Origin of the sequence: Flavonifractor porci (assembly GCF_037572415.1) — a bacterium.
Lineage (GTDB): Bacteria > Bacillota > Clostridia > Oscillospirales > Oscillospiraceae > Flavonifractor > Flavonifractor porci.
On sequence record NZ_JBBHLB010000019.1, the window covers coordinates 12,366 to 37,759 of the forward strand.

Here is a 25,394-nt window from a genome sequence, read left to right on the forward strand (position 1 = left end):
AGGGAAAGACTTGCCCGCGGCATCCGCTCAAGGATGCCGCGGGCAACAGGTGTGATATGGATTTGTTATGCGGGTTCGGATTCTGCAGAGTCAGCCTCGGTGGAAGTGTCCTCTGCCGTTTCTGCAGCTTCCTCTGCCTGCAGTTCTGACTGCTGCAGAGCTTCTTCGATGAGCCCTAGGACGAAGTCCCGCTGGGTCAGCTTTTTGCCGGTGCGGGCGCTCTCGCGGGCCAGGTGCGCTTTGATGCGCTGGAAAAGTTCCTTGTCAATTTGGAATGCCAGTGTTCTCGTCTGTGCCATGGTTTTGTTCCCTCCGTTGTTGTAATACGCTGTGAGCAGCTCTGTCATGTATTCGCCCAGCGATTGGTTTGCCGCAATACGTTCTGCCGTCACCCTGGCATGCAGGGATTCCGGGATAGGCGCTGTCAGGCTTTTTGTCCGTTCCATCTGTGTTTCCTCCTTTTCCGGCTTGCAACGCAAGTATAGCCGGAAAGCCGGGTCAAAGCTATTACCAATACCACCAAGGAATCATGGACAAAGCAAGCAAATGCAATAGTTTTAGAGGTTTTCATGTGAAGTGCCGCCGAAGTAGGCGGTATCCTTTTTGGCACGATAGAATCTGGCGGTTTCCCGCAGGCTGGAAGTCACCGGCATGTCCGGCAGCGCCTCCCGCATGGCTTCAAAATACCGATGGCCACGGGCGGAACGGGAGTCCAGCACCGCCACGACACAGGTGTCACTCTCTGTGCGGATGGCCCTGCCAAAGCCCTGCTTCAGCTTGATCTGCATCTCCGGAACGACCACTGCCTGGATGAAGGCACGGAGGGTGGGATAGTTTTCCCGCTCTTTTTCTTTTACAGCGTCCGGGTATGCAAACGGCAGCCTGGGGATGATAAGCATGGACACGCAGTCGCCGGGGAAGTCCATTCCCTCCCACGCCGCGCCCGTGGCCAAGAGAATGCTGCCGGGAGCGGCACGGAATTCCGTCAGGATTTGGGACGGGTTGCGGCCCATGGTGAACACGGGATGCGGCAGCTCCATTTCCCGCAGGCGCTCCTTCACAGCGGACATGGCGATATATGAGGTGAACAGCACCAGTGTATGTCCGTGGGAGGCTTTTACAAGGTCGCTGATCTGCACCGTCAGTTCGTCGTAGTAGTCCACCACGTTGTTCTCACCAAACTTCGGCGGAGCGGGCGGCAGGTACAAAAGACAGTTTTCCCGGTAATCAAAGGGGGACGGGGACACCGATTCCACCACGCGGTGGTTTGCAGACAGCCCGGTGGCGGAACGAAAACGCCCGAAATCCTGCCCGACAGACAGTGTCCCGGAGGTCAGGATCATGGGCTGCTCCACACACCACAGCGTTTGCCGGAGCTGCGTGGTCAGGTCGGAAACCGTTCCGCACAGCATGGAACCGCCCTTTTCCCGGTCTGTGGCATAGAAGATCATGTCCTGGTTTCCCGCACAAAAGAGAGAAACGGCGGCGGAGACCGTCATCAGGTAGCGCCATGTTTCCCATGTCAGGAGCCGGTTCAGCTGCTGGTGGATCACCGTCAGGATATGGTGGGGGGATTCCAGCAGTGTCCGGTACGCTTCAAAATCTTCTCCTTCTTCCACGGGGGTGGACAATTTGTCCAGCAGGGGCTGGACGGAGTCTGTCAGGAGTTCCGCGGCCAGAACGAAGCGCTCGGTCCGAAGCCGGCGGACCAGGTCGGTGAGATCGTCTGCCGCCAGCGTCACGCCGAACATCTGCCGGGCTGTTTCCGGCAGCTTGTGGGCTTCATCGATGATGTACACGGCGCTGTCTCGCAGGATAGGCCGCTTCTGCTGGCTGCGATGGATCATATCCGCCAGCAGCAGGTTGTGGTTGCAGATCTGGATCGTGTACTGCCCGTTCCGGCATTCCTCCAGAAAGCGGCGGTACCGGCAGTCCTCCTTCCCGCAGGCACAGTGCTGGGGAACGCAAACACGCTCCCGGTCATAACCGCTCATCCCGGACAGCTTGTCCAGATCCAGGACCTGCTTGGCGGAGAGAAGGGCATGCCTCGCTTTGGGATTCTTGTTGCTCAGCGTCACTTGACGGATACGTCGGTCCAGCCGCATGTCGCAGGCATAGTGGGATTTTCCTTTGCGGATGACCGCCTGAATTGGGCGGTCGATTAGTCCATGGGTCAGCAGCACGGAAGACAGAAACGGCAGGTACTCGTTCTGGATCGCATTCTGCAATGCGATGCTGGAGGTGGATATCAGGACAGGGCGGTGGGTATCTCCCTCCGCAGCCCGGTACTTCTCCAGCATAATACCGGCGACCAGGTAGGAAAAGGTCTTACCGATGCCGGTTCCTGCGTCGCACAGGGCAATGCTGCCGTCCAGCATGGCGTCCAGCATACTGTGGCACAGCCGGATCTGCTCCGGACGCTGTGCCATGCCGTTTTGAGGAAGCAATTCCCGGAAAATACACTCGATCTCATCATGGGCTTGCTGTTTGGTAAATAAGACGTTCATATTGATCAAATCCTCGTATATTTCTTTTTCGTCAGTTTCTCATCGCATTTGCAGCTCGCCCCCCGATGAGTCGGGAACAATACGGACAGGTTTCCGGCAGAAACCTCACGGGCATGTTTTCGGGATCTCTACTGCTTTCAATCCCGAAGCAGCACCGCCTGTCTTACGCGCAGGCCAAAGCATGGTGTGTCATTATGGGAACAGCCCTCACGCACATTCGGCCTGCCAAAGCCAGACACAGGCTGAATCGCTCTCCGCCGACAAAAACTCTGCCGTCGGGTCGTGGCGCGCACTGTGGGGTGAGGAACGGTTCGGTGTGATCCGTATTGCTGGTATGAAATTCTCAAGGAACAGCGGAGGGGTGATTTTCCCCTTCGCTGTCCTCCCGAAAAAGTGGTGGGGTGAATACCCTTAATCCGAAAATTTTTCAAAAAACTTTTTCATGTCCCGCAGAATGCGATCCCGGCGCTTGATCACGGCATGCTGGGTGACGCCGATGCGCCCGGCATACGCTCTGGTGGACACATGGTCATAGAACAGGGCGGTGATGAGCTGCCGGTCCTCGTCTTTCAGAGAAATGAGCGCGCCCAGCAGCATGTCTGCCATCTTTTCTGTTTCCTCGGCATCCTCGGTTTTCAGAAAGCTGTCCTCGGCGCTGGGGGTGGCGTCCGCACCCACATAGTCGAGTTGAACGCCGTCCTCCTTCATCTGATCCAGGGAGAGAAGTTTTCCGGTGGGAGCGTCCTCCATCAGATAACGCTCCCGTCTGTCCATTTGGGAGTAGTCCAGATACACTTCCTCTGTGACCTCCACGTCCACACCGTCCACGGTGATGATATTGGCGATGACCTCGCCGTTTTCGTTTTTGATCCGTCTGTAATTGCGGCTTTCCTGCCATTTTTCCATGCTGTGATCTCCAATCTCAGATTTTTGTGGGGGAATCTGAGGTCGGGATCACGGGTATTTCGCTATGTAGGGCTGCCAGGTATCGCGCATTCTTTGCCTTTCCGCCCTTTAGCCGCAGAAAGGCACAAAAAAAGAGCCCTACAGTGCAGCTAAAAAGCTACCTGTAAGGCTCCGAACGCGATGCTCCCGCAGCTACGGCGGGCGGTTGGTGCGCTTGACGAGGTGATCTGTCAATTTATCTGGATTCACTTGTCTGGAATGCGATGCCGATCTGCATTCCGCATTTGGGGCATTTGGAGAAAAGCTCCGCTTTCTCGGCCTGGTCCGGTCCGTAGAGCTGGAGGCGGGATGTATCTGTGCCGTCCGCGGCGTCGATCACCCGTCCTTTTCCGCATACGGGACAATGGATCGCGTGTGTCTTTCGTTTCATTCTCATAGCGCTCCTTTCCGTGGCAGGGTGTTCTCTTTTTAGTGAACACTATGGCAAAATTTTTTAGATGAGGTGATGGTTCTGGAGACGGATACGCATAGCCTGACGGGAGACCTGGAAAACCTCGGCCATATCCCGGACAAGGGCCTGGTCATCCCGACCGCTGCGGAGCTGGTAGAAGCAGCGCTTGACCATGGCAATGGGCATCAGGAGAGCGGAGCCCAGCATGTTGGCCTGGATCTCCATGTCAGTTTCCCGAATGGCAGGCCGAAGTGCGGCACTCTCGCCGGTGCCGGTATACAGTCCCTTATGTAAGATCCAGTGGGCAAGCTCATGGGCTTCGGTAAAACGCAGGCGGCCGGTGCTGGCTTCTTCCTCACACAGTGACGCGTCGATGAGGATGGTGCCGGCTTTCACTGGGAAAAGGGTATACTCCATCCGTTCCATATCGTAGACGGCCTCCAGGCCGGTGTCAAAAATGGTCTGGCCGAGGATACGGCCATTTTTCCGAATGTACTGAAACTCCATGATCAGCCCATGCCATTCGATGATGTTTTCTATGGGGATCGCGCAGGGCTTACCTGTATACAGCCGGTCATCGAACGCATTCTGTACACGGCGGGCGATATTCTCCATAGTCTGTTCGCTGTAGTAGGTTTTCGGCATTGGCTGGCCTCCGAATTTATTTCCCGCGGCGGGTGATGCGGTCTATGAATTCCTGCCACTCTGCGTCAGTGGCGTCTACTTCTTTTGCTGTGCGCAAGGCTACTCGGACGATGTCTCTTTCCATGATGTATTCCGGAAGATCTGCGGATACCTGGCGGTTTTTGGACTTAGCTGCCAGATCCAGAAGCTGTTCCGCTTCATACTGTCCCAGGCCAAGGATCTCAACCAGCTTGTCCAGCTTTTCCTGCGTGGGAGCCGGTTTCCGGTCCGTTTCGATGTTGCTCATATAGACCGGGGAAATCTCCAGCTTTGCCGCCAGATTGCGCAGAGACAGGCCGCGGGACATACGATGCTCCCGCACGAAACTGCCGAATGTCTGCTCCATAGTGGCGCGCCTCCAATTCTGTTCTCTTTTTGGTGAACGGTTTGCTTACAGTATACATGGAGATGCCGCTTTTGGCAATGGCTCTGAAACAAGGTGTTCCCAAATGAGGACACCTCAAAGTTTTTTTGCTGCGAGGGTATTCACCCAGCTATTTTTCCGGGAGGGGTGTGAGGGAACCTTATGATGGTTGTATTATTATATCTTGGGCTTTAATCGGGTTTGACAATATTACCAAACCCGATTCTGTTTACATCCACGTTCTCTCCAAAAACTATAAAGGAGGAGCAATATGCCCGAAAACAATTCTGAACGATTTGAGAATCGTGTGGTTCGCTCGGAACGCTATCAGTTCAGTCATGGCAGGTTGATCCACGTTGTATCCGTATTTCCGGCAGAAGGGATCTGTACACCGGAGGATAAGCTGAGGAAACTCATCGACATGGATCTGAGAAAAGAGAAACAGTGTGCGTAATGGTGTGGACTTTTCCTGCATTCAGAGTTAACATCACACCATGCTCTGAACGGTTTGACGTCAAAGGAGGGTACAGATGAGTAAGTCAAACCTGAACAAAAAAACCGCCCTGTATTGCCGCCTGAGTCAGGACGACGGACTGGACGGAGATTCAAACAGCATTCAGAATCAAAAGAAAATATTGGAGCAGTATGCCATTGATCACCACTTCCCAAATCCCTGCTTCTATGTGGATGATGGGTATTCCGGTGCCAACTTCAATCGGCCTGATTTCCAGCGAATGATCACAGACATGGAGAATGGCGAGATTGGGATCATCATTACCAAAGATCTCAGCCGCCTGGGCCGTAATCAGCTGCACACTGGCCTGTACATTGAAGAGCGCTTTCCCCAATTCGGTGTTCGCTACATTGCTATCAACGACAATGTGGATACTGATAGTACGGAAAGCAATGACCTAATGCCTTTCAAAAACCTGTTTAATGAGTGGTTTGTTAGAGACACAAGTCGAAAGATTCGTGCTGTGTTCCGCGCCAAAGCAGAACGTGGAGAGCGTTTGGGGACTCGTGCTCCTTATGGGTACAGGAAAGACAAGGAACATAATAATCAGCTTGTCGTGGATGAGGAAGCTGCAGCGGTTGTCCGGCATATCTTTAGTATGTGCGCGGCAGGAAGTGGACCATCACAAATTTCCCGAGTATTGAAAAAGGAAAAGGTGCTTTGCCCTGCTATGTATGCATATCAGCGTTTTGGTGACCGTCATATGGGACTGATTATGGACGAACCATATAACTGGGCGCAGAGTACAGTTGCTCACATACTGGAAAATGAATTATATATTGGGAATACCATCAACATGCGATTCAGCAGCAAATCTTATAAGGACAAGCGGAAAATAGAGCATCCGAGAGAAGAGTGCATAGTTCTGGAAGGAACTCATGAACCTTTGATTGATAGGGAGACTTGGGATATTGTTCAGCGCGTGCGGCAAAACAAGCGCCGTCGTACCAATATTGGCGAACAGAACAAATATTCCGGTTTGGTGGTGTGTGCTGACTGCGGAAAAACGATGGTACTACACAGAGCGCATACAATGAGTGCCACCTATAATCATTTCACCTGTCGAACCTATAAGAAAAAGGGCGCTGAAGTATGCTCTGCGCACTACATTCGTGAATGTGTTTTGGATGAAATCGTGCTGGAGGACATTCGGCGGGTAACCGCCATGGCACGAGAAAACACGGTGGAATTTGCATCGTACATTGGGAACCGCCAATCTACTGAGATTCGCCGTGAAGTTCGTCGGCTGGAAACAGAGCTTGCAGGCATGCAAAAGCGTAGTTCGGAATTGGACGCTATCTTCAAGAGGTTATATGAGGACTCTGTTCTGGGACGGATAACCCCTGATCAGTTCCAAACACTTTCTGCCAGCTATGCCTTAGAGCAGGAACAGTTAAAGGCCGGCATTCCGCAAAAAGAGGCCGTGATTCAAGAATTGAAAGAAACGGTATGTGGAACAGACAATTTTATTGCTAAGGCAAAGCGATACACCGATATCTCGGAACTCACGCCGGAGTTGCTTCGCTTGTTTATTCAGAAAATCGTTGTTCACGAAAAAGATGTTAAGTGGTCAAAACACGCTGAGCAAACTGTAGAGATTTATTACACCGACATCGGGTATGTTGGAGAAGTGAAAAAAACCGCATAGGAAAAAGGCAGGTACTGCCAATGCAATACCTGCCTTTTCCTAAAAATGAAAGATGTCCTTGTGGTGACTCCGCTAATGGCGTCCCGGTTTAAAATGCGGAATTACTCCTCCTCGGGAGCGACCTCCTCGTCGCCGCCCTCCAGCAGAGCGCGGATGGACAGGGAGACCTTCTTGTGGTCGTAGTCGATGTCGATGATCTTCACGTCCACCATCTGACCCTCGCTCAGCACGTCGCCGGGCTTGTCGATGCGGTGATCGGCGATCTGGGAGATGTGGATCAGACCGTCCACACCGGGCACGATCTCGGCGAAGGCGCCGAAGGTCATCAGCTTGACCACGCGGACGTTGGCCACGTCGCCGGGCTGATACTTGCCGGTGAAGACCTCCCAGGGATTCTGGGTGCGGTCCTTCATGCCCAGAGAGATCTTCTTCTTCTCGGGGTCGAAGGAAATGACATACACCTCAACGGTGTCGCCCACGGAGACGGCCTCGGAGGGGTGCTTGATGCGGGACCAGGACAGCTCGGAGATGTGGACCATGCCGTCCACGCCGCCGATGTCCACAAAGGCGCCGTAAGAGGTCAGGCTCTTCACGGTACCGGTGTAGCGCTTGCCCTCCTCGATGTTGGCCCACACCTCGGCGGCCTTGGCGGCACGCTCCTCGGCCTCAACGGCGCGGATGGAGCCCACCACGCGCTTGCGGGCGCGGTTGACCTCGGTGATGCGCAGGCGCACGTGCTGCTTGACCAGCTGGCTCATGGGAGTCTCACGGGGCAGACCGGTCTGGGAAGCGGGCACGAAGACGCGCACGCCCTTGATGGACACGACAACGCCGCCCTTGTTCTCCTCGGTGACCACGCCCTCAACGGTGGTGTGATCCTCCTTGGCCTGCTCCACGTCTTCCCAGCTCTTCACGGTGTCAAGGCGCTTCTTGGAGAGGGTGACGACACCCTCCTGGTCGTTCACGCGCATGACGTAAGTCTCGATCTCATCGCCAACCTTTACCAGGTCCTCGACCTTGACCGTAGGATCGTCGGTCAGTTCGGACACCGGTATGTAGCCGGCGTGCTTGGTGCCAAGATCCACATAGATCTCAGTGGGCGTAATGCCAGTGACAACGCCCGTGACCTTCTCCCCTGTATTTAAAGTCTTGATCGATTTCTCCAGCATTTCAGCGAAGGATTCCTCGATCTCAATGTGTTCGTCGCTCATTTTGTCATAGACCTCCTTTATAATCCACTCAGGCGTGGACGCGCCCGCAGTGATTCCAATAGAAGCCTTCCGGTACAGGGTGGAAGGTTCCAGCTCCGCCGCCCGTTCGATCCAAACGACCATGGGACAGAGCGCTTTGCATAACTCGGCCAGCCGTTTGGTGTTGGAGCTTTCCCGCCCACCGATGACGACCATAGCATCGCTTTTGGCGGCCAGCGCCTGAGCCTCAGACTGCCGTTTATACGTAGCATTACATATTGTATCAAAAATTTTTAAATTTGTACACTCTTTTTTTGCTTTTTTTACGCACTCTGCCCAGATAAAGTGCGTGGAGGTGGTTTGGGACACCATGGTAAGGGGCATTTCACGCCGTTTAGGGTCCTCCTCCAGCCACTGGGCCAGGGCCTGCGCCCCTTCCAATACAACAGGATGGGCACACCAGCCGGCGATGGCAACCACCTCCGGATGGTCGGGCATCCCGATGATGAGCACCTGACGGCCCTCCCCTTCCGCCTCCTCCACAATCCGGTGGATGCGGGAGACGTTGGGACAGGTGGCGTCGATCACAGGACAGCCCCGCGCCTCCAGGGCCTGGTGGACCGCCCGACCCTCCCCGTGGGAACGGATGATGACGGCGGTGCCGGGGGGCACCTGGTCAGGAGACTGGACCAGCGCCACCCCCCGCTCCTTCAGATAATCAATGACGCTGCCGTTATGGATGATGGGGCCCAGCATGGCGCAGGGCCTGCCGCTCTCAGCGGCCTGTTCCGCCAGTTCCACCGCCCGCCGGACACCATAGCAGAATCCGGCGGACCGGGCCAGCTCCACGCTCATCGTCCCGCCTGAGGCTGCAAAGCCTCGATCCGTCTCATCAGGTCCTCGGCGATAGCCTTGTACTCATCGGGGGTGGGCCGCTTGGAGGCCGTCTCAGGGTAATAAGGCTCCCCAATGACCACCTGGTTCCAGCGGAACCAGCGCTTTTCCGCCGGCATATAGATCGGTACAATGGGCACGCCGGTGCGCACTGCCAGCATGGCGGCGCCCGTTTTGGCGTCTCCCATATCTCCATCCTGATGACGGGTACCCTCAGGGAACATCAGCAGCAGTTCCCCGTTTTTCAGATACTTCATGGCGGTTTTGATGGCCCCGATGTCAGCCTGGCCCCGCTTGACGCCGAAAATGCCGCCGTGCTTCAGGATCCAGCCAATGATGGGCCAGTGCATGACCTCCTCCTTGGCCATAACGTGGATCTGGTGTTTCAGACCCAGGGCGTAGGCCACAAAGAGAGGGTCGCTCATCCGGGTGTGGTTGGCACACAGCAGGGCGCCCCCCTCCGGAACGTTCTTCTTGTTGATGCAGCGGGTGGGTTTCAGGATCCGGAAAACCGGCCAGAGAACGAGATAGGCCAGGAAATAGATGATATTCATGCCTGCAACTGCTCCTTTACGATTTCGATCAGCAGCGCCAGACTCTGCTCCAGATCCAGCTGGGTGGTATCCGCCAGCACCGCGTCGTCCGCCTGACGCAGAGGCGCGGCAGAGCGGGTGCTGTCCTTCTCATCCCGCTCTTTCACGTCCCGCAGCACCGCCTCGTAATCGGCGCTCTGGCCCCGCGCCTCCAGCTCCAGCCAGCGGCGGCGGGCCCGTGCCTCAGGGGTGGCGGTGAGAAATATCTTCACGTCGGCCTGAGGCAGCACCACGGTGCCGATGTCCCGGCCGTCCATCACCACGTCATGCTCCTGGGCCAGCTTCCGCTGGCGGTCCAACAGAAAGGCACGCACATCCGGGATGGCGGACACGCAGGAGGCGTACCGGGAGATCTCATGCTGCCGGATGGCCTGGGATACGTCCTCTCCATTGAGGTACATCCGTTGTTCCCCGTCCTCCCCGTAGCCCAGTCCGATGTCCAGTCCGGGCAGCAGGGCGGTCACCGCATCCCCGTTCTCCGGGTCCGTGCCGGTACGGAAGGCCCGCAGGCCCACCGTGCGATAGATGGCCCCGGTGTCTACATACAGATAACCCAGCGCCTTTGCCAACGCCCGGGCCAGGGTGGATTTCCCCGCCCCGGAGGGTCCGTCGATGGCAATGCTCCTGTGCTTGGTCATATCACTCTGCCTCCTTGGAGGGACGGACGAACTCCGCCGCGCCCCGTCCCGCCGCCCGGCCGGTGGACCAGGCGATCTGCAAATTAAAGCCGCCGGTGTAGGCGTCCACGTCCAGCACTTCCCCGGCAAAAAAGACCCCGCCCGCCTTCTTGGAGGCCATGGTATGGGGGTCTACCTCAGAAGTTTTGACGCCGCCGGCAGTGACAATGGCCTCGGCGATGGGCCGGGGGCCGGAAATATCGATGCGGATGCACTTGAGAGTCTCCACCAACCGGCGGCGCTGCCCCTTGGTCACCGAGTTGGCCTTCAGATCGCCGGGAATGTTGGTCAGCTCCAGCACCACCGGCACCATGAGCCGGGGCACCAGCCCCTCCAGCACATGGCGGAAATCCTTGTTGGCCCCCTCCCCCAGGTCCCGGAGCACCCGGGCGTCCAGCTTCTCCTGGTCCAGGGCGGGCTTCAGATCCAGCAGGATGTAGTAGTGCTCCTTCCCCATGTCCCGCATATGGGCGGAGGCGGAGAGGATCAGGGGCCCGGTGATACCGAAGTGGGTGAAGAGCATCTCCCCCTGTTCGGCGTACACTGTCTTTTTCTTGCTGTTTTTCACCTGGATGGCCACGTTCCGCAGGCTGAGACCCTGCATCTGGGCGCAGAAGGCCTGCTCCGCCACCAGAGGCACCAGAGAGGGCCGGGGCTCTACGATGGTGTGGCCCAGGGCGCGGGCAAAGTCATACCCGTCGCCGGTAGAACCGGTAAGGGGGTAGGACACGCCGCCGGTGGCGATGACTGCCGCCTTGCAGGGATAGGTTCCCTTCTCCCCCTTCACGCCGGTGATGCGTCCCTCCTCCAGGATCAGGCCGGTGGCCCGGTCCTGAACGATGTCCACCCGGGCCTTCCGCAGAGCACGCAGCAGGGCGTCGATGATGTCGGCCGCCTTGTCGGACTGGGGAAAGACCCGGTTGCCCCGCTCGATCTTCAGGGGCACACCCAGCCTCTCAAAGAAGGCCTCCGCCTCCTCGGGAGAAAAGCGGGTGGCCGCGCTGGTCAGGAACCGGCTGTTGCCGGGAATATTTTGCAGCAACTCCTGCACCGTGCAGTGGTTGGTCACGTTGCACCGGCCCTTGCCGGTGATGTACAGCTTGCGGCCCAGCTTGGGGTTGCGCTCCAGCAGGGTGACAGACACGCCCTGCTCCGCGGCGGCCAGGGCCGCCATACAACCGGCGGCGCCGCCGCCGATCACGATGATCTCACTCAAGGGTTTTCGTCCACCTTCTCATAGACCTCATACTCGTCCCAGATCCGTTCCAGACTCTCAAAGGTACGGGAGAGGTCGTCGTTCTTCTTCCGGCCGATGGCCACGATGAGGGCGTTGACCAGGCTGAGGGGGGCCACCAGGGAGTCCACAAAGGAGGCCATGTCGCTCTTGGCCAGCAGGGTGATGGTGGAATAGGGGGCCAGCGGGGATGCCGCCGAGTCGGTAATGGCGATGGCCTCCGCCCCCCGGTCGTGGGCAAACTGCATGGCCTTCACCGTCCGGCGGGAGTACCGGGGGAAGCTGATGCCGATGATCACGTCCTCCGGCCCGATGTGAAGCAGCTGTTCAAAGACCTCGCTGCTGGAGGTGGTGTGGATGATGGTCACATTGTTGAAGATCAGGGTAAAATAGAACCCCATGAAGCTGGCGATGGCGGCAGCGGAGCGCACACCCAGAATATAGATGTGGCGGGCCTTAACGATGGCGTCCACCGCACGCTGGAACTGGGCCTGGTCGGTCTCCTCCATGGTCAGGCGGATCTTCTCAATGTCAGACTGCATCACCATGGACAAAATATCGTGGTCCCCGATGCGGTCGTTGCTCACCTCAATACGCTGGATGGAGGTAAGCTTGCTGCGGATCATCTCCTGCAGGGCCTTCTGCATGGCGGGATAGCCGTCGTACCCCAGCTCGGCGGCAAAGCGCACCACGGTGGACTCACTCACCTTCACCGTCTTGCCCAGCTTGCTGGCCGTCATGAAGGCGGCCTTGTCATAGGACTCCAGGATGAAGTTGGCGATGAGCTTCTGCCCCTTGGAGAAGGTATTCATTTCAGATTGAATGGTAGAGAGAATATCTTTCGGCATAACCAGTACCTCCCGGCGTTCTGATCCCTGTCGACATAACGCCGTTAACCTTGATGACAAAGAATCCCGGCCCATCCTCCGGTGTAACCGTGGACAGACCGGACAGAAAGACGGCCGCGCAGCCGCGGTACGTCCCTTGATTCAGTAAACACTATCATACTGGTTTTTCAAAAGAAAAGCAATCCCCTTTTTGCAAGAATTCTATCACTTCCTGCAAAAAGTCTATGACCTTTTGGAGGGTACCTGCTCCAGCAGGGCCACTTCCTCCCTGCTGAGGGCTCGCCAGCGGCCCGGCTTCAGCGCTCCCAGGGTGAGGGCTCCCTCCCGCACCCGGCGCAGGCGGGTGACCTGGAGTCCGGCGGCGGCGCACATCCGCCGCACCTGCCGGTTGCGCCCCTCATGGATGGTGACGGACAAACTTCCCTCCCCCGCTCGCTCCACTTGGGCGGGACTGAGGGGCACGCCGTCCAGCTCCATGGCACCCCGCAGCACCGGCAGAGCGGCTTGGATATCTCCTTTCACCCACACCAGATACTCTTTCTCCACCTCATGGCTGGGATGGATGAGCCGCTGGGTCAGCTCCCCGTCGTCGGTGAGGATGAGCAGACCCTCCGAATCCAGGTCCAGCCGGCCCACCGGCCATACCCGGGCCCCGCAGTCCTGTACCAGGTCGGCCACGGTTTTCCGGCCCTTCTCGTCGGACAGGGTGGTAACATAGCCCCTTGGCTTGTTGAGCATCAGATAAGTACGCTTTTCAGGACCCTTCAGGGGCCTGCCGTCCACCCGGATGTCGTCTTTGTCCGGGTCGGCCTTATCACCTACAGCGGCAGGCTTGCCGTTCACCGTCACCCGGCCCGCCGCCAGCCAGCCCTCCGCCGCCCGGCGGGAGCAAACACCGTGGGCGGAGAGTATTTTTTGCAGCCGTTCTTCCACCGGCAGTCTCCTTTCCGCAGTTGAGGCCTGCCGTAAAACAGCAGACCTCAGCCTGTCAAAAAAGTGGCCCAAGCCACTTTTTTGACAGGCCGCTAAACTTTTGAGACCTTCAATAAGTCCTCAAAAGTTGTTTGATTGCACGCGAAAGGGAACCCTGACGGTTCCCTTTCACACTATCCTTCCCTCCGATGCCTTTGGCCGGAGGTCTTTTACGGCAGACCTCTTCTGTATCGTGTCAAATTCATCCGAACAACCGCTGCCACCACCGCAGAGGGGCCACGTTGTTGGCCGCGCCCGTCTGGTAGAGCAGGGGCAGCCGACCGATCTCATCCCCGTTCAGGGTGAGGGTGAGGCTCCCCGCCGGGAACCCGGCCTCCACCGGCGCCTCCACCTGCTCCGGCAGGTCCACCGTCCGCTGGACGCTCTCCCCCTGGGCCAGTGGGTAGTAGAAGTCGGACACGGTGCCCACCCGGGTGAAGGGGCACAGACTGCCCGTCACCGGAATGTGGGTCCACTCCCCCGCCGACGCTATCAGGGTCCGGGGATAGGCGGCAAAGCCGTAGTCAAAGAGGGCGGCGTGGTCGGCCCAGTCGTTGGGGGCGTTGAGGGTAACGGCGATGAGCTCCTGGCCGTCCCGCAGGGCGCTGGACACCAGGGTCCGTCCCGCCTCGTCGGTGTAGCCCGTTTTCAGGCCGGTACACCCCTCATACCGCCACAGCAGTTTGTTGTGGTTGGTCAGACTCCGCCCGGCGATGAAAATGGACCGGGTGGAGACGATGGCCCGCAGTTCCTCCCGCTCCAGCACCGCCCGGGCCAGGATGGCCATGTCGTAGGCGGTGGAGTAGTGGTCCGGATCATCCAGGCCGTTGGGGTTTGCAAAGTGGGTGTCGTTCATGCCCAGCTGGGCGGCCTTTTTGTTCATCTCCGCCACGAAGCGCTCCACGTCTCCCCCGCAGTAGCCTGCAATGGCCAGGGCCGCGTCGTTGCCCGAGGAGAGCATCAGCCCGTAGAGCAGAGCCTCCAGAGTCAGTTCCTCCTCCGGCTTGAGGTACATGGAGGAACCCTCCGCTCCCGTCCACTCCCGCTTCACCTTCACCGTGGAGGACAGGTCTGGGTGGAGTTCCACCGCTACCAGGGCGGTCATCAGCTTGGTGATGCTGGCAATGCTCCTCCGCTCCCGGGCGTTTTTCTCATAGAGCACCCGCCCGCTCTCTTGGTCCATCAGGATGGCCGAGGATGCGGACAGGGTGGGTTCTGCCCCGAAAACGGGCAGGATCAGCAGAGACAGGACCAGCAAAAGGGCGCACCAGCGTTTCAAAACAGCATCACCTCACGTTGATGCCGTTAGTATACGCCCTCAAACCCCGGTTTATCCGTGCCGGTCCGGGCGGCCTTCTCTGCCTTTTTCTTCTCCTGCTGCTTCTCAATAAAGTCTGTGATCTTGTCGATGGCCTCGGGCACCATCTCCACCACTCGGTCCACGGTGGTGGCGGCGGGAGGCGCCACAGGCAGCAGCTTCACCGAGCCGTCCTTGACCACCAGGAAGCCCACCGGGATCAGGTTGATGCCCGCCCCGGCGCCGCCGCCGAAGCAGCTGTTGTCCTCCGGCTTTTTGTGCTTGCTGCCGAACTCGGTGCCGCCGGAACCCACACCCACGCTGAGCCGGGAGATGGGGATAATGGTCACCTCGCCGGTGACGATGGGCTGGCCCACGATGGTGTTGGCGTCTGCGATCTCACGGACCTTGTCCACGATCTCGCCCATCAGATCTCCGATAGGATGCTTTTCCATAGCTTAAACCGCCTCTTTCTGTGTTTCCTGCCGGGATTTACTCCCGCTTTTTTGTTTGGAAAGGATGGGCAGTACCTTGGACGCCACCCGGACGCCCAGAGCAAAGATCTGCCCGATGGTCAGCGTGGCCGCCGCTCGCAGATACACGGTGGGATGCTCGGTGGTAAAATCCATGTTGGTGCGGATGCGCCACTCCTTCACCTTAAAATTTTGCTCCACCAGGGGCCAAAACATACCGACAGCCCCGTTGAGTCTGCCGTAATTCACCGCCGTCCTGGCCGGATCGGCGGAGGCAACAACCACGTCCAAGTAGAACTGGTCAATGCGGATCTTCCGCCGCAGCTGCCCGGCGGCGTCGGTCACCACCGGCAGCAGTTCTTTCACCAGATCAAAGATCTCCCCCGCCGTTTTGGGTTTCTTTGGGGACTTGGACTTTTTTTGCTTGGATGCCTTGGCTTTTTTTGCCTTGGCCGGTTTGGGCTGTTTGGCCTTCCGGGGAAAGAGGGTCACCCGCACCGGGCCTGCCAGCAGCCGCAGGGTAAAGGTCTTTTGGGCGTACTCTGCCCATACCCCCACCCGGATCAGGCTGAGCAGCACCAGTGCCAGGACCACGATCCCCAGAACCAGCAGCACAATCATGCCCCAGACTCCTCCTCAGACTTGGCCAGCTCCCTGGCGGCTTCCTCGATCTCTTCTTCCGTAATGGCGGACAGGTTCTCCCCTTCCTCCGCCGCCTTCAGCCGCTCCACCGCCGCCTGCATCTCCAGGGTGATCTGTCCGTCCTCCGGCGGCATATTGGGCAGCTCGGGCAGCTCGTCCAGGCTGGACAGGCCGAAGGACCGCAGGAAGGTCTGGGTGGTGCGGTACTGGATGGGGCGGCCGGGCACCGCCAGACGGCCGCACTCCTCGATCAGGTCCCGCTCCAGCAGCAGACTGATGGTATAGGAGCTGTCCACCCCCCGCACCTGGTCCACGTAGGCCCGGGTGGCGGTCTGGTGGTAGGCGATGATGGCCAGCACCTCCAGAGCGGGCTGGCTCAGCCGGGCGGGGCGGCGGGTCTCAAAGGCTTTTCGGATGTAGGGGGCGAACTCAGGGGCGGAGCACAGCTGATAGCTGGTCTCCAGCCGCACCAGCCGGATGCCCCGGCGCTCATAGCTGTAGCGGTCAGCCATACGCTTGCACACCGTATCCACGGTGCTCCGGTCCAGGTCCAGGGCCAGGCACAGCCGCTCCACCCCCACCGGCTCCCCGGCGGCAAAGAGGATGCCCTCGATGGCCGATTCGATTTCCTTTACTTCCATAGATTATCCCCCGTCTGACGGCTCGTAAACATCGGTGGAGTAGTCGGGCTCCTCCCCGCCCTCCCCGGTGCTGGTGATGGTGCAGTCCTGCTCCGTCCCCGCCAGGCGCACCCGCCGGGCCTTGCACAGTTCCAACACGGCGATGAAGGTGGCCACGATCTCCGACCGGCTCCGGTTGCCCCTGAACAGGGCGGAAAACCGGGTGACCCCGAACCGGGCCAGCCGCTCCAGGATCTCGTCGGCCTTGTCGGCCACCGGATAGGGTTCCCTACCCACGATGCCCTCAAAGGCGGCCATGGGGGGCGGCAGCCGGTGGTCGGTCCGGGCCAGGACCGACTTCATGGCCTTCAGCAGGTCCTCCGGCTTGTGGACGTAGCGGTAGGTCTTGTCCGCCTGGATGGCCTCCGGCGGCTTGGTCAGGTAATCACGCCCCACCGCGTAGCGGTCGGACAGGGTGGGCACCACCGCCTTGATGCGGACATAGTCCTCCCGCCGCTGATGCTCCTCCAGGGAGGCCATCAGCTGTTCCAGTTCGGTGAGGGCCTCCTCATCGTGGATGGACAGCAGCATCCGGGTCTTGATGTAGACCAGCTGGGCCGCCATGGTGACGAACTCGCTGGCCACCTCCAGGTCCAGCTGCCGCCGCTGGTCCATCCAGGCCAGATATTGGTCCAGAATCAGAGAGATCTGAATGTCCTTGATCTCCATCTTGTTCTTGCTCAGCAGATGGAGGATCAGATCCAGAGGGCCGTTGAAGTCCTCCATATCCTCCCGGTTCTTGACCACTTTTTCCAGATGGTAAATGGGCGTTTCGATGGCACTCACCTCAAAACAGGTTCAGAATAGTGGAAACGTCCTGGAGATAGAGCAGCCATTCCAGCGGCATTCCGGTGATGGCGCACAGCCCCCGCAGGCACTGGACCATCAGGAAGGTCAGGGGCTTGTTGAACACCCCCACCAGCACCAGGATGATGAGCAGGCCCATCACATATTTCTCATACTTGAGGATGGTATAGTAGGTCCTGTCGGGCAGGAAGGCAAACAGGATCTTGGACCCGTCCAGAGGGGAAATAGGGATCAGGTTGAACAGTCCCATACCCACCCCCAGCAGGGCCATATTGGACAGGAAACACAGGGCCAGCAGAGTGCCCTTGTTGATGGGAGCGAAGTGCCAGACAACGGAGGCCAGGGCCACCGCACCCAGGGCGGTGAGGAAGTTGGCCACCGGTCCCGCCAGGGCGGTGATGGCCATACCCTGCTTGGGGCGCTTGAAGTAGCGCATATCCACCGGCACCGGCTTGGCCCAGCCCACCTTGACCACCATCATCATCAAAAGGCCCATGGGGTCCAGGTGCTTGATGGGATTGAGCGTAAGCCGCCCAGCGTTTTTGGCGGTGGGGTCCCCCAGCCGGTAGGCCACAAAGCCGTGGGACAGCTCATGCAGGGTGATGCACAGCAGGGCGGCCACGGCGCTGATGAGCAGGGCCACAAGCCCCCACCAGTCCATGTGCCGGAAAAATTGACCGAGTGAACCCAAAAATCATTCCTCCAATAGCTTGCTTTTCAGCCTCTCCAGCACCGGCTGGGTCAGCCCGATGGCACGCAGGTAATCTGTGACAGAGCCGTAAGCCCCCTCCAGCCTCTCCAGGCAGTCCTCCAGATACTCCGGCTTGGAAAGGCCCACATAGGCGGGCAGGTCAGAGCGAGTCTCCCTCATCCACCGGATCACCGGGCGAATGTAGGTCTGGGACACCTGATAGTCAGCCAGGATATCCAGCCGGTCCACTCCCGCCAGGGTGAGCAGCAGGGCGGCAATGCAGCCGGTGCGGTCCTTCCCCGCCATACAGTGGAAGAGCACGCCGCCGGGGGCGTCGGCGATGGTCTCCAGCACCGAGCGTATGGTGTCCTTCCGCTCCAGGGTGCGGAAATAGCCCAGACCGATGAGCTCCTCCTCGTTGGGCAGCTTCTCGCCGCCGGACATGGGGATAAAGTGATAGGAGAAGCCGGGCCGGTTTGCCAGCTCATCGGGCAGGAAGTCCCGCTCCGCCGGACTGCGCAGATCAATGATGGTGGTGATGTTCCGCTCCAGCAGCTGACCCACGTCGGCGTCGGACAGCCCTGCGGGGTTGTCCCCCCGCAGCAGGGTGCCCCACCGGGTGGTCTTCCCCTCCGCCGTTGGATAACCGCCCAGATCCCGCAGGTTGAGCATCTTCCCCAGCACGATTCGCCGCTGCATCCTTGTTCACCTCTGTTTCCTCATATTTTAACTTTGATTATAGCAAATTTTTCAGCCAAACACAAGGGACACTCTCCGCCCCACCGACGCAGGAAGGGTCTGCTGCATATGCCGCAGCAGACCCTTCCCTTATTCTCCTCCAGGAGAAAATCATTTGGTATCAAATTGACCGGAACCGGCGGTCAGCCCTCCTCAGGTGAGGCCACCAGGAACAGGAAATCACTGCCTCCCTCAGACTCAGGGAAGGCGCCATGCATAGAGTAATTATACATAAAGCGCTCTGCCATCAGCACGCCGTAGCCGTCCTGGCAGTGATCGGTGGTGTCATAGGGATCGGCCACGATGAACACGTCATCCTGCTTGGTCTCGGTGCCCATGGTGTCGTAGCCAATGATGACCTGCCAGTGTCCGCCCCAGTCGTTGTAGCACACCATCACCGGCTTGCCCTCAGCCAGCCAGCCCTGGATGGTATCCATCCAGACCTCAGAGGCCGGGTCCTCATAGTCCAGTGTGGTGGTATAAGTAAAGCCGCCTACGCCATCAAAAATATCCATGGCCTGCTTCAAAGTAGTGCCGGGATAGCCCTCCAGCTCGGTGCCGTCCAGAGAATGGCGCAGATCCGCCAGGCTCTGCTCGTTCCACTCACCCAGCTGATCATACCAGTTCAGCACCATCAGGGCGCTGGTCACGCCGCAGGCCCACTCGCTGGTCTGCTGCATGGTCTGGAATCCGGTCAGGATGGTGAGGGTGTCGCTGGACTTCATAGTATAGTAGTCCGGATGGGCAAAGTAGGGGGAATCCTGGTGGTCGCCCAGTCGTTCCACAGAGTCGGCACCGTCCTCAGGGGAGAGATCCGTTGCGTAGGGGATTTTCATCTCATCAGTAAAGCTGGCGGTCTTTTCCGCCATGTCAGGTGTGGCATCCACAAGGGATGTTTGGGCCGCCCCAGTCGGCTGGTTCCCTCCTGTCGTGTTTCCGCAGCCGGCCAGCAGGCTGGCTGTCACGGTCAGGGTCAGCGCCAGAGTGACTTGTTTTTTCATTTCTCGATCTCCTTTTTTACCGTTTCTGCATAAAAACGCAGTGCCGGTTATTGTATCAGGTAAAAAAGGAAAATGCAAGAAAAATATACAACAGAGTCCTACGGCTTCCCCTTGATCATTCCCGTCCTGTGGGAGGTCAGATGATCCGGCTGCGCAGGGTGCCGATGCCCTGAACGGTCACCTCCACGGTGTCGCCGGGGACCATGGGCCCCACCCCTGCCGGGGTGCCGGTGGTCACCACGTCGCCGGGCTCCAGAGTCATGGAGGCGGTGATGAACTCCAGCAGCTGGGGTACCGCCGTCATGAACCGGCTGGTATTCCCCTGCTGGACCACCGTCCCGTTGAGCCGGGTCTCAATGGCCAGAGCGGCGGGGTCCACCTCGTCGGTGACCACGGGGCCCAGGGGGGCGAAGCCGTCCATGCTCTTGCCCCGGGTCCACTGGCCGTCTCCCTTCTGCACGTCCCGGGCGGTGACGTCGTTGAGGCAGGTATAGCCTAGGATATAGTCTGCAAAGTTTTCTGCCTTTACATCCTTTGCCCGGCGGTGGATGACAAAGGCCAGCTCCCCCTCATAGTCCAGCCGTTCCACAAAGGCGGGGGCGTGGACCGTCCCTTCCGGGTGGTTGAGGGTGTTGGGGGCCTTCAGGAAGAGGATGGGCCGCTCGGGCACCCCCTCCCCCATCTCCACAGCGTGGTCGTAATAGTTCTTGCCTACGCACACGAGCTTGGTGGCCTCGCAGGGGGCCAGCAGGCGGCAGGCCTCCAGGGGTAGGCTCTCCCCGTCGTAGCAGATCTCTTCAAAGGGCGGCTTGGTCAGGGTGCGCACCAGGTCCCCCTGGAGCACACCCCACACGCCCTTGCCGTCCCGCAGCAGCTTCACATATCTCATGCCAGTCCCTCCGCGTGGTCCAGGATCAGATTGAGCAGTTCCTGCTTGCCGTCTCCCTTCTCGGCCGAAAAGGGAATCACCTTTACACTCTCATCCAGCTCAAGGGTCTCCCGAATGCGGGCCAGGTTGGGCTCGATGTCGCTCTTGCGCAGCTTGTCCAGCTTGTTGGCCACTACGGCAAAGGGCTTGCCGCTGTTCTTGAACCACTGGGCCATGGTGCAGTCGTCGGCGGTGGGCTTGTGGCGGGAGTCCACGATCATCAGTCCCAGGGTCATCAGCGAGTTGTCGGCAAACCACTCCTCCATAAGGCGGCCCCACCGCTGCTTCTCCGCCATGGACACCTTGGCGTAGCCGTAGCCCGGCAGGTCCACCAGATAGAAGGCGGAGTCAATGAGGAAGTAGTTGATGTGGGTGGTCTTGCCAGGGGCGGCGCCCACCCGGGCAAAGTTCTTCCGGTTCAGGAGCCGGTTAATCACAGAGGACTTGCCCACGTTGGACCGGCCGGCAAAGGCCACCTGGGCCAGCCGGTCCCGGGGAAAATCGGACGCCTTGGCGGCGGAGCGGACAAATTCCGCTTTTTGCAGATTGATGGGCATAATTACCTCCCAAAAAATTCGAAAAAGTGTCCAGAGGCACTTTTTCGAGTAGGTTGCAGTCTGCTGCATGCAGGTTTTGTCCGCATTCAGCGAACAAAACCTGCACTTGCAGCCTGAGAAGTGTTTTCAGCCACGCACATGTCGCGGCTGAAAACAGATCCCATTTTTTCGCGTCTGCGGACGCGAACTCTGCGAGGCTTTTCAGCATCGGAAGAGTCTTTGCCCCTCCTTGGTTCAAAAATAGCGGGAATTTACTGGCGCAGGTTGGGCCGCTCGGCGGTCTGGGGGGCGGCGTGGGGCTGGGCCAGCGGCTGAGCAGGTTCACACACCTTCAGGTCCAGAGCCTCAGCCAGCACCTGGTCCGCCTGCTCCACAGGCACGAACCGCAGCCCAGCCTTGACGGTGGGATCGATCTCCTCCAGATCCTTCACGTTATCCACCGGAACAATCACAGTGCGGATGCCGTTGCGGTAGGCGGCCATCGTCTTTTCCTTCAGGCCGCCGATGGGCAGCACTCTGCCCCGTAAAGTAACTTCGCCTGTCATCGCCAACTCCGTCTTGACCGGCATACCGGTGAGGGCGGACACCATGGCGGTGGTGATGGCGATACCGGCGGAGGGGCCGTCTTTGGGCACCGCTCCCTCCGGGAAGTGGATATGGAGATCTTTTGTCTTGTGGAAATCGGCCTCGATGCCCAGCTGGGCGGCCCGGCTGCGGATGTAGGTCAGGGCAGCGTGGGCAGACTCCTTCATCACGTCCCCCAGGTTGCCGGTAAGCTCCACCTTTCCGGTGCCGGGCACCACGGCAACCTCCACCTCCAGGATCTCGCCTCCCACACTGGTCCAGGCCAGACCGTTGACCACGCCCACCTGCTCGGTCTGGGGGATGTGGTCGGGGTGGTACCGGGGAATGCCCAATAGCTCCTCCAGGTTCTTCTCTGTAATGCTGACCGACTTTACAGAGCCTGTCACCAGGCGCATTGCCGCTTTTCGGCACAGGGCGCCGATCTGCCGCTCCAGGATACGCACGCCGGACTCCCGGGTGTAGCCCCGGATGAGGGTACGCAGTGCATCGTCAGACAGCTTAAACTTGGCGCGCGTCAACCCGTGGCGCTTGATCTGCTTGGGGATCAGGTGGCGCTTGGCGATCTCCACCTTTTCCTCGTCGGTATAGCTGCTCAGCTCAATGACCTCCATCCGGTCCAGCAGCGGCTTGGGGATGGTGTCCAGGGTATTGGCGGTGGTGATAAAGAGCACGTCGGACAGATCGAAGGGCACCTCCAGGAAGTGGTCCCGGAAGGTGGCGTTCTGTTCGGCGTCCAGCACCTCCAGCAGCGCGGAGGCGGGGTCGCCCCGCTGGTCGTTTCCCAGCTTGTCGATCTCGTCCAGCAGCAGCAGCGGATTGCAGCTGTCCGCCTGCTTGATGGCGGCAATGATGCGGCCGGGCATGGCCCCTACATAGGTTTTGCGGTGGCCCCGGATCTCGGCCTCGTCGTGGACGCCGCCCAGAGAGATGCGGGCCATATTCCGATGGATGGCCCGGGCCACACTGGCGGCGATGGAGGTCTTGCCCACGCCGGGCGGGCCCACCAGGCAGAGGATCTGCCCCTTCATCTGGGGCGAGAGCTGCTTGACGGCCAAAAACTCCAGGATACGCTCCTTCACCTTCTCCAGGCCGTAGTGGTCCCCGTCCAGCACCTTGCGGGCTGCCTCCACGTTGACCCGCTCCTTGGTATACTTGCCCCAGGGCAGCTCCAGCACGGTGTCCAGGTAGTTGCGCAGCACCGTGGCCTCGGCGGAGCCGAAGGGCTGCTTCTCTAGCCGGCCCAGCTCCTTGGTCAGCTTGTCTCCCACCTCCTGGGGCAGCTTGGCCTGGGCAATGCGCTGGCGGTACTCTTCCAGTTCGCTGTCTCCCTGGCCGTCCTCCCCCAGCTCCTGCTGGAGGACCTTCAACTGCTCCCGCAGCACATAGTCCCGCTGGCTCCGGGTAAGCTGATCCCGTACCTTGTCCTGCATCTGGTGCTCCAGTTCCAGGATGGCCACCTCCCGGCGGAGGTTCTGGCACAGCTTTTCCAGACGGCGGACAGGACGCAGCTCCTCCAGAATGGCCTGCTTGTCCCCGGTACGCATGGGCAGGTTCTGGGCGATGTAGTCGGCGATGTAGCCCGGCTCCTCACTGGAGAGCACCGACAGCAGAATGTCGGGGGTCATCTTGGGGGCCAGGTCGATGTAGTTTTCAAACAGCTCGTAGGTCTGACGGATCAGCGCCTCGGTGCGGGCGGAGCGGCGCACCTGCTTCTCCTCCGGGATCTCCTCCACCTGGGCGGTGAAGTATGGCGTAATCTGAACCAGGCTCTGGAGCCGGCCCCGGCTGACGCCCTCCACCATCACCCGCACGTTGCCGCCGGGCAGACGGAGGATCTGGCGGACGGTGCTGATGGTACCTACCTGGTAGAGGTCGGCCTCCTTGGGCTCCTCCACCGCCATGTCCCGCTGAGCCACCAGGAAGATGGGCTGGCCGGAGGTCATGGACTCATCCAGGGCCTTGATGGAGGCCTCACGACCCACGTCAAAGTGGAGCATCATATTAGGAAAAATAGTCAGCCCCCGCAGGGCCAGGGCCGGCATGACCGCAGGCAGATTGGTTTGCATGGACTTCCCTCCTCTCGGGAATATGAAACAGGAGACAGGACCGAGGGCGGCCGGTCCTGCCCAGTCTCCCGGTTCCTGTCTCCTATATTGATCTTATGGTTGTGCTGTTCAGGACACGTTGCCCTTGGGGGACTTTCCGCCGTGCTCGGCACGGAGAGACGCGCCGCCCAGCCTGGGCCGGTGGGTGCGCTCCGGGTCGTGCTCCACCGTAGGAGCCACGTGGTCCTTGACACTCTCGGCGGTGATGGTCACCTTGGTGATGGTGGGGTCGGAGGGCACGTCGTACATGACCTGGGTCATGACCTCCTCCAGCACCGCCCGCAGGCCGCGGGCGCCGATGCCACGCTCGATGGCCTTGTCGGCGGCTGCCTCCAGGGCGGCGGTGTCAAAGGTGAGATCCACCATATCGTACTCCAGCAGCTTCTGGTACTGCTTCACCAGAGCGTTCTTGGGCTCAGTGAGGATGCGCACCAGCTGGTTTTTGTCCAGGGCGTTCAGGGTGGTGATCACCGGCAGACGGCCCACCAGCTCGGGAATGATACCAAACTTCAGCAAGTCGTGAGGCTGGATCTCCTTGAAGATGGCGTTGTCCTTCTCCTTCTTGCTCTGGATCTCGGCGCCGAAACCGATGGTCTTTTTGTCCAGACGCTGCTCGATGATCTTCTCCATGCCGTCGAAGGCGCCGCCGCAGATGAAGAGGATGTTCTTGGTGTTGATCTGGATGAACTCCTGATGGGGGTGCTTGCGGCCGCCCTGGGGGGGCACGTTGGCCACGGTACCCTCCAGGATCTTCAGCAGAGCCTGCTGCACACCCTCGCCGGACACATCCCGGGTGATGGAGGTATTCTCGCTCTTGCGGGCGATCTTGTCGATCTCATCCACATAGATGATGCCCCGCTCGGCCAGCTCAATGTCGTAATCGGCGGCCTGGACCAGACGCAGCAGGATGTTCTCCACGTCGTCGCCCACATAGCCCGCCTCGGTGAGGGTGGTGGCGTCGGCGATGGCAAAGGGCACCTTCAGGATGCGGGCCAGGGTCTGGGCAAACAGAGTCTTGCCGCAGCCGGTGGGGCCCATGAGCAGGATATTGCTCTTCTGGAGCTCCACGTCCTCCCCGCCGCCGAAGTAAATGCGCTTATAGTGGTTGTATACCGCCACGGACAGGGCCACCTTGGCATCCTCCTGCCCGATGATATACTCATCCAGCACGTCCCGAATCTCCCGGGGAGTGGGGATCACATCGGGGATGTCGGGGGACACGGTCTCCTCCGGGTCGTAGTTGTCGTCCAGAATGCTCATGCACAGGTGGACGCACTCATTGCAGATATAGGCCCCGGGGCCAGCAATGATGCGGGCCACCTGGTCCTGGTGCTTGCCGCAAAAGGAACAGCGTACGCTTTTGCGCTCGTCGTTTTTTGGCATATCGTTACCTCGTCGTACTCTGGAT

The 25,394-nt window shown here is 59.4% G+C and carries 26 protein-coding genes; 2 read left to right on the forward strand and 24 right to left on the reverse strand.

All coding sequences use genetic code 11. The annotated features are described in order from the left end of the window. Positions 1-65: 65 nt before the first annotated feature. The 6 genes from WHJ28_RS13930 to WHJ28_RS13955 all read right to left on the reverse strand — a co-directional run bounded on the left by WHJ28_RS13930 (position 66) and on the right by WHJ28_RS13955 (position 4,894). A complete protein-coding gene (locus WHJ28_RS13930) occupies positions 66-446 on the reverse strand; it encodes a translation initiation factor 2 (RefSeq protein WP_340042667.1) in 381 nt (126 codons plus the stop codon). A gap of 111 nt (positions 447-557) precedes the next feature. After that, positions 558-2,507 (reverse strand): ATP-dependent DNA helicase, encoded by a 1,950-nt coding sequence (locus WHJ28_RS13935; RefSeq protein WP_340042668.1) that lies wholly within the window; start codon positions 2,505-2,507, stop codon positions 558-560. A gap of 411 nt (positions 2,508-2,918) precedes the next feature. Beyond that, positions 2,919-3,413, reverse strand: coding sequence for an RNA polymerase subunit sigma-70 (locus WHJ28_RS13940; protein WP_340042669.1), 495 nt, complete (start codon positions 3,411-3,413; stop codon positions 2,919-2,921). Positions 3,414-3,648: 235 nt separating this feature from the next. Then, entirely contained in the window at positions 3,649-3,843 is a 195-nt protein-coding gene (locus WHJ28_RS13945; RefSeq protein WP_340042670.1) for a hypothetical protein, read from the reverse strand. 63 nt (positions 3,844-3,906) lie between these two features. Continuing rightward, complete coding sequence (locus WHJ28_RS13950) at positions 3,907-4,509, reverse strand: ImmA/IrrE family metallo-endopeptidase (RefSeq protein WP_340042671.1); 603 nt, start codon at positions 4,507-4,509, stop codon at positions 3,907-3,909. Positions 4,510-4,525: 16 nt separating this feature from the next. After that, positions 4,526-4,894 (reverse strand): helix-turn-helix domain-containing protein, encoded by a 369-nt coding sequence (locus WHJ28_RS13955; protein ID WP_340042672.1) that lies wholly within the window; start codon positions 4,892-4,894, stop codon positions 4,526-4,528. A gap of 289 nt (positions 4,895-5,183) precedes the next feature. Between WHJ28_RS13955 and WHJ28_RS13960 the strand changes: the two genes are divergently transcribed. Continuing rightward, positions 5,184-5,366 (forward strand): hypothetical protein, encoded by a 183-nt coding sequence (locus WHJ28_RS13960; RefSeq protein ID WP_340042673.1) that lies wholly within the window; start codon positions 5,184-5,186, stop codon positions 5,364-5,366. Between the two features lie 76 nt (positions 5,367-5,442). Then, positions 5,443-7,074 carry a recombinase family protein gene (locus WHJ28_RS13965; RefSeq protein ID WP_340042674.1) on the forward strand — a complete coding sequence of 544 codons (1,632 nt, stop codon included), beginning with the start codon at positions 5,443-5,445 and terminating at the stop codon, positions 7,072-7,074. Between the two features lie 101 nt (positions 7,075-7,175). Here the strand turns inward: WHJ28_RS13965 and WHJ28_RS13970 are convergent, their stop codons facing one another. The 18 genes from WHJ28_RS13970 to clpX form a co-directional block, all read right to left on the reverse strand. Continuing rightward, complete coding sequence (locus WHJ28_RS13970; RefSeq protein WP_340042675.1) at positions 7,176-9,119, reverse strand: bifunctional 4-hydroxy-3-methylbut-2-enyl diphosphate reductase/30S ribosomal protein S1; 1,944 nt, start codon at positions 9,117-9,119, stop codon at positions 7,176-7,178. After that, complete coding sequence (locus tag WHJ28_RS13975) at positions 9,116-9,712, reverse strand: lysophospholipid acyltransferase family protein (protein WP_340042676.1); 597 nt, start codon at positions 9,710-9,712, stop codon at positions 9,116-9,118. The genes WHJ28_RS13970 and WHJ28_RS13975 overlap by 4 nt, the downstream gene beginning before the upstream one ends. Beyond that, positions 9,709-10,389, reverse strand: coding sequence for a (d)CMP kinase (cmk, locus tag WHJ28_RS13980; RefSeq protein ID WP_340042677.1), 681 nt, complete (start codon positions 10,387-10,389; stop codon positions 9,709-9,711). Before cmk ends, WHJ28_RS13975 begins: the two co-directional genes overlap by 4 nt. A 1-nt stretch (position 10,390) precedes the next feature. Continuing rightward, positions 10,391-11,644 carry a BaiN/RdsA family NAD(P)/FAD-dependent oxidoreductase gene (locus WHJ28_RS13985; protein ID WP_340042678.1) on the reverse strand — a complete coding sequence of 418 codons (1,254 nt, stop codon included), beginning with the start codon at positions 11,642-11,644 and terminating at the stop codon, positions 10,391-10,393. Then, positions 11,641-12,510: a MurR/RpiR family transcriptional regulator gene (locus WHJ28_RS13990; protein ID WP_340042679.1), complete on the reverse strand. Its 870-nt coding sequence runs from the start codon at positions 12,508-12,510 to the stop codon at positions 11,641-11,643. Before WHJ28_RS13990 ends, WHJ28_RS13985 begins: the two co-directional genes overlap by 4 nt. 222 nt (positions 12,511-12,732) lie before the next feature. Next, positions 12,733-13,443 carry a pseudouridine synthase gene (locus WHJ28_RS13995; protein WP_340042680.1) on the reverse strand — a complete coding sequence of 237 codons (711 nt, stop codon included), beginning with the start codon at positions 13,441-13,443 and terminating at the stop codon, positions 12,733-12,735. A gap of 241 nt (positions 13,444-13,684) precedes the next feature. Further along, the gene (locus WHJ28_RS14000) at positions 13,685-14,761 is read right to left on the reverse strand and encodes a D-alanyl-D-alanine carboxypeptidase family protein (RefSeq protein WP_340042681.1); all 1,077 of its coding nucleotides are present in this window, start codon (positions 14,759-14,761) and stop codon (positions 13,685-13,687) included. Between the two features lie 26 nt (positions 14,762-14,787). Beyond that, positions 14,788-15,234: a GerW family sporulation protein gene (locus WHJ28_RS14005; RefSeq protein WP_340042682.1), complete on the reverse strand. Its 447-nt coding sequence runs from the start codon at positions 15,232-15,234 to the stop codon at positions 14,788-14,790. Positions 15,235-15,237: 3 nt separating this feature from the next. After that, a complete protein-coding gene (locus WHJ28_RS14010; protein WP_340042683.1) occupies positions 15,238-15,873 on the reverse strand; it encodes a DUF2953 domain-containing protein in 636 nt (211 codons plus the stop codon). Then, complete coding sequence (gene scpB / locus WHJ28_RS14015; protein WP_340042684.1) at positions 15,870-16,535, reverse strand: SMC-Scp complex subunit ScpB; 666 nt, start codon at positions 16,533-16,535, stop codon at positions 15,870-15,872. The genes WHJ28_RS14010 and scpB overlap by 4 nt, the downstream gene beginning before the upstream one ends. A gap of 3 nt (positions 16,536-16,538) precedes the next feature. Continuing rightward, complete coding sequence (locus tag WHJ28_RS14020; RefSeq protein ID WP_340042685.1) at positions 16,539-17,360, reverse strand: segregation and condensation protein A; 822 nt, start codon at positions 17,358-17,360, stop codon at positions 16,539-16,541. A 1-nt stretch (position 17,361) separates the two neighbouring features. Then, positions 17,362-18,072 (reverse strand): site-2 protease family protein, encoded by a 711-nt coding sequence (locus tag WHJ28_RS14025; protein ID WP_340042686.1) that lies wholly within the window; start codon positions 18,070-18,072, stop codon positions 17,362-17,364. A gap of 3 nt (positions 18,073-18,075) precedes the next feature. Further along, positions 18,076-18,771 (reverse strand): tyrosine-protein phosphatase, encoded by a 696-nt coding sequence (locus tag WHJ28_RS14030; RefSeq protein ID WP_340042687.1) that lies wholly within the window; start codon positions 18,769-18,771, stop codon positions 18,076-18,078. A gap of 182 nt (positions 18,772-18,953) precedes the next feature. Beyond that, a complete protein-coding gene (locus WHJ28_RS14035; RefSeq protein ID WP_340042688.1) occupies positions 18,954-19,811 on the reverse strand; it encodes a C39 family peptidase in 858 nt (285 codons plus the stop codon). A gap of 136 nt (positions 19,812-19,947) precedes the next feature. After that, a complete protein-coding gene (locus WHJ28_RS14040; protein WP_340042689.1) occupies positions 19,948-20,700 on the reverse strand; it encodes a fumarylacetoacetate hydrolase family protein in 753 nt (250 codons plus the stop codon). Further along, the gene (yihA, locus tag WHJ28_RS14045) at positions 20,697-21,296 is read right to left on the reverse strand and encodes a ribosome biogenesis GTP-binding protein YihA/YsxC (protein WP_340042690.1); all 600 of its coding nucleotides are present in this window, start codon (positions 21,294-21,296) and stop codon (positions 20,697-20,699) included. Before yihA ends, WHJ28_RS14040 begins: the two co-directional genes overlap by 4 nt. A gap of 251 nt (positions 21,297-21,547) precedes the next feature. Then, a complete protein-coding gene (lon, locus tag WHJ28_RS14050) occupies positions 21,548-23,947 on the reverse strand; it encodes an endopeptidase La (protein ID WP_340042691.1) in 2,400 nt (799 codons plus the stop codon). Between the two features lie 108 nt (positions 23,948-24,055). Further along, a complete protein-coding gene (gene clpX / locus WHJ28_RS14055) occupies positions 24,056-25,369 on the reverse strand; it encodes an ATP-dependent Clp protease ATP-binding subunit ClpX (RefSeq protein ID WP_340042692.1) in 1,314 nt (437 codons plus the stop codon). Positions 25,370-25,394: the final 25 nt, after the last annotated feature.